This window comes from Arthrobacter sp. UYEF3 (genome assembly GCF_040546245.1).
Lineage (GTDB): Bacteria > Actinomycetota > Actinomycetes > Actinomycetales > Micrococcaceae > Arthrobacter.
The window spans coordinates 1-7,407 of sequence record NZ_JBEPNK010000047.1 but is presented as its reverse complement, the minus strand read 5'-3'; the positions used below and the strand labels follow the sequence as shown (position 1 = coordinate 7,407).

Genomic DNA, 7,407 nt, shown 5'->3' with positions numbered 1-7,407 from the left:
ACCGCGATGCGCAAGAAAGGCTGGGAAATCCCCGCCCAACTCGCGCACATCGAAAGCTCCGGCAGCACCCGCCAGGAAGCCAGCTCACTGCTCGCACGGTGACATCCGCCTGCGGCGGCGCTGAAGGAACCTATCCGAGCAGGCTGGAAAAGTTTCCGTAACTGAGCGCGGCGTAACGGGCGTAGGCGCCCAGCACTGCTGCCTCGATGGCGTCCACGTCCAGACGCGGGACCAGGTCGTTGACCGCTCCCGCCGTCGCCGGATCCCACTCCAGGCTGAGCGCCGCGTAGCTGGCCTCGAGCACGGCCCGGATCGGCGCGGAGTTCTCCACAATGATTACCGAGCTGAAAAGCCAGCCGCCGGAAACCACCCGCTGGGCGGTGCCGATGAGTTTGAGCCGGCGCTCCGGAAGTAGCGGGGCGTGGCCGTGGACGCTGAACTCACCCGGGCAGTACTCCCCCGGGATCTCCCCGACGGCGGCCTCCACCCCGGCGTCGCGGAGCGCCTGTGCCAGCAGTTCGCCGAAGAGCGAAAAGCGTCCCTTGGCCCCGGCGATCGCGTCGGCGTGCGGCTCCAGATGGTCGATCACGAGGGTTCCCTGGTGGTACGCGGCAGCCCGGCCGCCGGCCTTCCGGACCAGGGGCTCGAACCCCAGTTGACGGCAGGCCCTCGCCGCGGCCTCGAACCCGGGCAGGTGCGTGTCCCGCTGGCCGAAGGCCACGGTGGGCTCGGGCCGGTACAGCCGCAGCAGGGGGCCCGCCGCGCCGGTCTTCACGCGTTGCAGCAGTGCCAGGGCAAAGTCCAGGTCCTCTGCCGCTCCAAGGGAGTCCTTCTGCCGGTACACCGTCAGGGTCCGGGGTGCGCCCTGCTGCATGTTGTTATGCTCCCTTATGGTCATTCTGCAATTCCTGGTGGTAGCCGCGGCGTTCGCCGCCATCGACTCCGTCTGGCTCAAGTCGATGAGCAAGTTCTACCGACGGCACCTCGGCCATCTGATGGCAGACAAGCCCCATCTAGGCTACGCCGTGGTGTTCTACCTGCTGTACATCGCCGGAATCGTGTTTTTCGCCCTCCGGCCGGCGCTCGACGGCGGCAGTTGGCTGACCGCGCTGGGTTACGGTGCCGCGCTGGGCGGTTTCGCGTATGCCACCTACGACCTCACCAATGCCGCGACGCTAAAGAACTGGCCGCTCGCGATCATCGTGGTGGACATCCTGTGGGGCGCGTTCCTGACCGGCCTGGCCACCATCGTCGGCTGGCTCGTCTTCCGCTAGCGGGGCTGCGCGGCGCTGGCTTTAACGCGGCGTCAGGACCTGCGCAGCGTCAAAATCTGCTCCGCACGACCGAAGGGGCCCTGCAGATCATGCAGCACGGTGGAGGTCAGGCCGATGCCGTCCGTGCCGAAACTAACCTCGTTGTCCAGGCCCAGCCACTCCCCCTCGGGTTGGCGGTACATGTGGATCTGCAGGTCCAGGTTGGGGAACGCGTAGCTGTCCTTGCCCGGCGGAACCCGTGCGGCGATCCCGTTGGCCGTATCTACCAGGCCGATCAGGCGGGCCAGTTCGCTGCTGTCCGACCGGTCCGTGAGCGGGTAGTCGGTGTGCAGCCAGACCGTGCCGGAACCGGCACGATGGCCCTCTGCGATGCGCATTTTGAGCGAGGCGATGTAGCCGCCCGGCCAGACCGTCGCGGCGTCGTACGGCTCGCAATCTTCCGGCGCGGGGATCCGGGGATCCTCAAACGCGGCAATAGCGGAGGTGTCGGAGGTGATCATCCGCCAGGCCGTGGCCCGGATGGCTACACGGCCGCCGGCCACGAGATCGGCCTGGAGCAGTTCGATGGTCCGCCCGGGGCGCAGCGTGGTAGCGGTGACCTCGAACTCGCCGCCCGGGATGAGGCCGAGGATCTCGTAGCTGATCCGGGCCATCCGCATGTCGTCCCGCGGCTCGTGCCGGGCGAGGCAGTCGGCCATGATGCCGGACGCCGGCGCCATGTGCTGCTCGTGCACGTTCCAGGCCCCCTGGGCGTGGATGGTGGAGCGGAAACGCCCGCCCCCCAACGCCTCGTAGTAGAAATCGCCCTCGGCCAGTTCCGGAAGTTCAGCAGACAACGTCGACCCTTTCGCATCATCAATCAGAGAATCCCCACTACCCTATCGCCTGAGTCCTAAGCCCTGAGCCCTCTGCCCTGTGCCTTTTCGCGGCGCCCGGGTCCCATCCGATGCACGGGACTGGGTAGACTCTGGATCAAGGTTTATCCGACTATTCTGCGAAGAGGTGCTCCACTGATCAGAGTCATCAGCTACAACCTCCGCAAGCACAAGGCCAGTGGCGAACTGGAGGCCTTAGCCCGAGACTACGAGATCGACGGACTGTGCCTCCAGGAGTGCGACACGGAAGATCTGCCCAAAAGCATCGGGGGCCTGCACCTCGCAGACTCCACCAGAGGCAACCGGCTGGGCCTGGCGATCTACTACCGGAAGGACCGCTTCACAGCAGGGGAGTCCAAGACGTTTGCGCTGAAGAAGTCGCTGCATGACCGAGTGCTGGCACCAGCGCACGAGCGGCTTATCGGCACCCGGGTGGTGGACAACGAAACCGAACACGACCTGGTCCTCGCGTCTTTCCACGCGGCGCCGCTGACGGCGTCGAACTCGCTGCGCCGGAACCAGATCCACGCCGCGCACGCGGAGTTGCTGGGCATGGGTGCCGGGCTGATGACGCTCATGGTGGGCGACTTCAACTATCCGTTCTTCACCAAGTACCTCACCGCGCAGATGAAAGACGCCGGCTACGAGCTCTCGCTCAGCGACCGGCGGACCTACACCCGGTACAAGGTCTTCAAGGGCCACTTCGACTTCGCGACGTCCCACGGACTCATGATCGAAAGCGTCGAAACACTGCCGCGCGGCGCCTCTGACCACCTCCCCATACTCATCTCGGCTGAATACGGCCAGGGCCCGGGGCCCGCGGCGAGCTGAGCTTCGCCGGGGCCCAGCAGTGACCCGCGGTCAGTGAATGAGTCCGGACACCAGATTGATGGTGGTGGCCAGGACGATGGCTCCCAACAGGTAGGACAGCAGCGCCTGGCGCAGCACGGTGGTGCGGATGGCATCGGTCTTGAGGTCGGTGTCCGAGACCTGGAAGGTCATCCCCACGGTGAAAGCCAGATAGGCAAAATCGAGGTAACGCGGACGTTTGTCCTCGTTGAAGTCGACGCCGTTCGCGTCCCGGTAATAGATCGACGCGTAACGCAGGGTGTAGAGCGTGTGCACCAGGACCCAGGAGAGGGCCACGCTGCCCAGCGCCATGGCGATGACGGCGGCTTTCGCGCCGCCCGTGGCGTTGGACGCGTCCAGGAGGATCAAGGCAACACCCGCGAAGCTGGCAAGCGTGGCCGTCAGGACCATGCCATCGGAGGCAGCCCGGCCCGGATCCTCGCGCCGGGCGTGCGCTGCCGTTGCCTCGGACTGCAATTGCCCGATGACCGCCCACACCCAGATCAGGTAGGTCAGTGATGCTGCCGCCCACCCTATCGCCGGCGCGTAAGCCCATGACCCCAGGGACCCGACGGCCAGGCCCACGGCCACCCCGACAATGACCATGGCCGCCACCCTGAGGCGCGAATGATGGGCAGGAGTGTTGAAGTTCAGCCCTTGGCGGCCGGAGTTGTTGTTTGTACTCATGCAGCGATCATTGCATCCCGGGCCAACAGGTGTGCCACTTGGGGCCGGGCGCGGCTGGTTTGACCCTGACCACCGCCGGCACAATAACTCCGACAGCTGAAAACGGGACGCTGAACTAGTCGGTGCGGCGGGGTTATGCTTCGCCGCCCCGACGATGCCCGGCGCCATCCCGGGACTTCGCGCAGTTCTTAAGGGTTTCTTAAACGGCACGGGACAGAATCAGACAGGACGCGTGACCGCGCGCCGCTGCCCCGACCCGGAGGATTCGATGACTGGACCCGCCCCTATTGACCGCACAGCACCCCACCGGGTTGCCGGCGCGCGTCCCGCTTCCGGCCCACGGTTTTGGGCCCTCCCCCAGGCCCGGCACTGGCTGCTGGTGGGCGCCCTGCTGTGCGCGGCCGTCATAGCGCTGGGCCTGACGGTAAAACTGGTCCCCGGCGAAACGCCGGCCGAGCTGGGCGTGGACCAGGGACTCAGCCAGCACCATGCCGCCGTCCTGACCGCCCTTGCGATGGGAATCAATCTCATTTTCGGCCCGGTGGCAGGGCTCGCGGTGGTCGGAGCCGCCGCCCTCTACATCTGGCTGGTCAGGCGTGACCTGGTCAAGGCCGTCGGCTTCGGCCTCGTGGCGTGCTCCGGCTGGGTGGCCAGCGAAGCCTTCAAGCTCATCATCGCCCGCCAACGGCCCAACCCGGCGCTGCTCTTCGATCCGCTCGCTCCTGAAACCGGCTCCAACAGCTTCCCCAGCGGCCACGTTTCGTTCGCCGTTGCGCTCGCGTTCGCACTCTATTTCCTGGCCCGCGGCACCCGCTGGTCCAAGGTCATCGCCGGCGCGGGGGCGGCCATGGCCGTCATCGTTGCCTGGTCCAGGGTTTACATCGGTGTCCATTACCCCACCGACGTTGCGGCCTCTTTCCTGGCCGCAAGCGCTGCGGTGGTGCTGCTCGCCGGGCTGTGGAACCGCTTCGCTCCCCTGATCGTGGACCGCCTGCCGGCTGCCGCCTTCCCCCACTCACGCCGACGCTAAGGATTTAACCATGCACAGCATGTACTTCTCGGGGCTGGTTCCGTCCCTGACGGCCGCGGCCGGATCACCCTCCCTGCTGGACCCGGCGAGCCTGCTCGCCGGGCTTGGGCCGGCGGCCCTCGGCGTGATCGCTGTGATGGTGTTCATCGAGTCCGGCGTGCTGTTTCCATTCCTGCCGGGCGACTCCTTGCTGTTCACCGCGGGGTTACTGCACCAGCAGCTGCAACTGACGCTACCCGTCCTAATCGGCGTCGTCACCGCTGCCGCCGTCGCCGGCGACCAGGTCGGCTACATGCTGGGTCGCACCTTTGGGCGGCGCTGGTTCAAAGATGACGCCAAGGTGTTGAAGACGTCATACCTGACCAGCACGGAGGACTTCTTCCGCCGCCACGGCGGCGCCGCTGTCGTGCTGGCACGCTTCGTGCCCATAGTCAGGACATTTGCGCCGCTGACCGCCGGCATCGGCCGCTACGGGTACAGGGCCTTCACCCTTTGGAACATCATCGGAGCCCTTGCGTGGGCGACGTCGGTGACCCTCCTGGGCACCTGGCTGGGACACTACGAAATCATCGCCAAGAATATCGACGTGATTGCCGTGGTCATGGTCCTGGCCTCCGTCCTGCCCTGGGGAATCCAGCTCCTCAGGCAACGACGCCGCCACCGCCGCGCCAGCGCGGGGGCGCCGGCGGACGAGTCCGCCGGCGCCGACGAAACTTCACACGACACGGCCGACGGCGTGCTGACCGGGGAAATGGCCGCGAAAGAATAGGCGCATGACAACCGCTGACCGGCCGTCCCTGCTGCTCGTCGAGGACGACCCCGTCCTGGGCCCGCTCATCGCCGAACTGCTCGGGCCGGACTACCGGGTCCGGCTGGTCGCTAACGGCCAGGATGGCCTGCACTGGGGCCTGACGGAGCCATGGGACGTAATGGTCATCGACCGCGGACTGCCCGTCATGGACGGGATCGCCGTGATCGCGGCCCTGCGGTCGAAGGGCATCGCCGCGCCGATCCTGATCCTGACGGCGCTGGGCGACCCCAGCGAGAAGGTCCGGGGCCTGGACGCCGGCGCCAACGACTACGTGACCAAGCCGTTCGACGCCGGCGAACTGGCGGCCCGGTTGCGCGCCTTGACGCGCACCTTCATCCCGCCCGCCGGGACGGTGACCATCGGCGACTGGGAGCTCGACCCGGCGTCGCGCTCGGTCCGCTCTCTTTACGGCAGACTGGTTTCCCTCACGGCGAAGGAGTCCGAAGTGCTCGCAGCCCTCGGCGCTGACCCCGGCCGGGTCTTCACCCGCGACGAGTTGCTCGCCGGATTTTTCCACCCTACGGACCAGCCCGGCGTGATCGACACCTACGTCCACCACTTGCGCCGGAAGATCGACAAGTCTGTTATCCGCACCGTCCACGGCGTCGGCTACCAAATTGGCGACGCCCGTGATTGACGCGCTGACTGGGGAGGCAATGGCTTGGGGACACGAATGACTCTGCGAAAAACTATGGAAGAACTGCCGGGTGGAACCCCGGACCAGTCCACTCTGCGCAAGGCCTCGCTCAAGGTGGCGGTGCGGATCAGCGCCGTCTGCGCGGTCATGGTGCTCGGTCTCCTCGCCGTCGCGGCACTTTACCTCATGAACAAGCTGGCCCATCCGGAACTGCCGCCCTCGGCGTCGGCGGGAACCACTTACGCTTACCTTGATTCCAAGGACCTGCTGGAGGCGATGATCATCGCCGGGGTGGCGGGCATTGCCTTGGCCGGCCTTGTGGGCTGGCTTAGTGCCCGCAGCGCCATCCGTCCGCTGGGAGAGGCGCTGGCCCGGCAGCGCCGGTTTGTCCAGGATGCCAGCCACGAGCTCCGGACGCCGCTGGCCATCCTGGACACCCGGATCCAGCTCGCGCAGCGCGAGGCCGCACCGGACTCAGAGCCGGGCAGGGCATTGGCCCGAATCCGCGAGGACGCCGCCACGATGACGGGAATCGTCAACGAGCTGTTGCTGGCCGCCACCGCGGTCGCCCCCGATCCCGGGTCCGAGCCCGTGGACCTGGCCGAGGTCGCCGCGTCTGTCGCTGAAAGCCTCCAGCAGCTGGCGGCGGCAAAGGATGTCCGCCTGGACTTCGCTGCCGACCAGCGACCGCGGGCCAGGATCGAACCCAACGCGCTGCGGCGCGCGGTGCTGGCGCTGGCGGACAACGCCTTGGCCCATACCCCGTCCGGCGGCCGCGTCACGATTTCAACGGCTGCCCGGCAAAACCACGCGGTCATCACGGTGGCGGACACGGGGGCGGGGATCACCGGCGTCGACCAGGACCGGATCTTCGACCGCTTTGTCAGGACGGCCAGCCCGGACGGTGCACGCGGACAGCGGAGCTTCGGCATCGGGCTGTCCCTGGTCCGAGAGATTGCCATGGCCGCCGGCGGCGCGGTGGAAGTGGCCCGGACCGGCACCGCAGGAACAGTCATTACGATGACGCTGCCGCAGTCCGACGGCTATTGACCGGGCGCTCCCGGGGGCGAATAATCCTAACTATGTTAGATGTTCCTAACAGAGATAGGCGAATGGAGCGTCGGGAGTCAACCCGCCGGGAAATCCTCGATGTCCTGTCTCAATTTAGTTGGCCATTTTCGCAACTTACCTGGCCACCTACGGGTTTCTGGGGTTTGTCTCAGTTAATCTGGCCACATGGATGC

At 66.7% G+C, this 7,407-nt stretch carries 9 protein-coding genes; 6 read left to right on the top strand and 3 right to left on the bottom strand.

Annotated elements, in window-relative coordinates:
- Nucleotides 1-130: 130 nt before the first annotated feature.
- Nucleotides 131-898 (bottom strand): lipoate--protein ligase family protein, encoded by a 768-nt coding sequence (locus ABIB14_RS18415; RefSeq protein WP_354237347.1) that lies wholly within the window; start codon nt 896-898, stop codon nt 131-133.
- Here ABIB14_RS18415 and ABIB14_RS18410 point away from each other — a divergent pair.
- The gene (locus tag ABIB14_RS18410; RefSeq protein ID WP_354237346.1) at nt 891-1,274 is read left to right on the top strand and encodes a DUF2177 family protein; all 384 of its coding nucleotides are present in this window, start codon (nt 891-893) and stop codon (nt 1,272-1,274) included. The two genes, ABIB14_RS18415 and ABIB14_RS18410, sit on opposite strands and share 8 nt — an antisense overlap.
- Nucleotides 1,275-1,306: 32 nt before the next feature.
- Here ABIB14_RS18410 and ABIB14_RS18405 read toward each other — a convergent pair whose 3' ends face one another.
- The gene (locus ABIB14_RS18405; protein ID WP_354237345.1) at nt 1,307-2,110 is read right to left on the bottom strand and encodes a thioesterase family protein; all 804 of its coding nucleotides are present in this window, start codon (nt 2,108-2,110) and stop codon (nt 1,307-1,309) included.
- A 177-nt stretch (nt 2,111-2,287) separates the two neighbouring features.
- On the opposite strand from ABIB14_RS18405, the gene ABIB14_RS18400 reads away from it, so the two are divergent.
- A complete protein-coding gene (locus tag ABIB14_RS18400; RefSeq protein ID WP_354237349.1) occupies nt 2,288-2,980 on the top strand; it encodes an endonuclease/exonuclease/phosphatase family protein in 693 nt (230 codons plus the stop codon).
- A gap of 30 nt (nt 2,981-3,010) precedes the next feature.
- Here ABIB14_RS18400 and ABIB14_RS18395 read toward each other — a convergent pair whose 3' ends face one another.
- The gene (locus ABIB14_RS18395) at nt 3,011-3,685 is read right to left on the bottom strand and encodes a DUF1345 domain-containing protein (RefSeq protein WP_354237344.1); all 675 of its coding nucleotides are present in this window, start codon (nt 3,683-3,685) and stop codon (nt 3,011-3,013) included.
- Between the two features lie 268 nt (nt 3,686-3,953).
- On the opposite strand from ABIB14_RS18395, the gene ABIB14_RS18390 reads away from it, so the two are divergent.
- Genes ABIB14_RS18390 through ABIB14_RS18375 form a run of 4 tightly spaced genes read left to right on the top strand, consistent with a single transcriptional unit; the run spans nt 3,954 to nt 7,213 of the window.
- Nucleotides 3,954-4,715 (top strand): phosphatase PAP2 family protein, encoded by a 762-nt coding sequence (locus ABIB14_RS18390; RefSeq protein WP_354237343.1) that lies wholly within the window; start codon nt 3,954-3,956, stop codon nt 4,713-4,715.
- Between the two features lie 19 nt (nt 4,716-4,734).
- Entirely contained in the window at nt 4,735-5,484 is a 750-nt protein-coding gene (locus ABIB14_RS18385; protein ID WP_354237348.1) for a VTT domain-containing protein, read from the top strand.
- A gap of 4 nt (nt 5,485-5,488) precedes the next feature.
- Nucleotides 5,489-6,163: a response regulator transcription factor gene (locus tag ABIB14_RS18380; protein WP_354237342.1), complete on the top strand. Its 675-nt coding sequence runs from the start codon at nt 5,489-5,491 to the stop codon at nt 6,161-6,163.
- A 36-nt stretch (nt 6,164-6,199) separates the two neighbouring features.
- Nucleotides 6,200-7,213 carry a sensor histidine kinase gene (locus ABIB14_RS18375; protein ID WP_354237341.1) on the top strand — a complete coding sequence of 338 codons (1,014 nt, stop codon included), beginning with the start codon at nt 6,200-6,202 and terminating at the stop codon, nt 7,211-7,213.
- Nucleotides 7,214-7,407: the final 194 nt, after the last annotated feature.

Bases quoted from the DNA above. Each gene is read 5' to 3' on its own strand.
- ABIB14_RS18410 (WP_354237346.1), top strand. From the start codon at position 891: ATGGTCATTCTGCAATTCCTGGTGGTAGCCGCGGCGTTCGCCGCCATC.
- ABIB14_RS18415 (WP_354237347.1), bottom strand. From the start codon at position 898: ATGACCATAAGGGAGCATAACAACATGCAGCAGGGCGCACCCCGGACC.
- ABIB14_RS18395 (WP_354237344.1), bottom strand. From the start codon at position 3,685: ATGAGTACAAACAACAACTCCGGCCGCCAAGGGCTGAACTTCAACACT.
- ABIB14_RS18390 (WP_354237343.1), top strand. From the start codon at position 3,954: ATGACTGGACCCGCCCCTATTGACCGCACAGCACCCCACCGGGTTGCC.
- ABIB14_RS18385 (WP_354237348.1), top strand. From the start codon at position 4,735: ATGTACTTCTCGGGGCTGGTTCCGTCCCTGACGGCCGCGGCCGGATCA.
- ABIB14_RS18380 (WP_354237342.1), top strand. From the start codon at position 5,489: ATGACAACCGCTGACCGGCCGTCCCTGCTGCTCGTCGAGGACGACCCC.
- ABIB14_RS18375 (WP_354237341.1), top strand. From the start codon at position 6,200: ATGACTCTGCGAAAAACTATGGAAGAACTGCCGGGTGGAACCCCGGAC.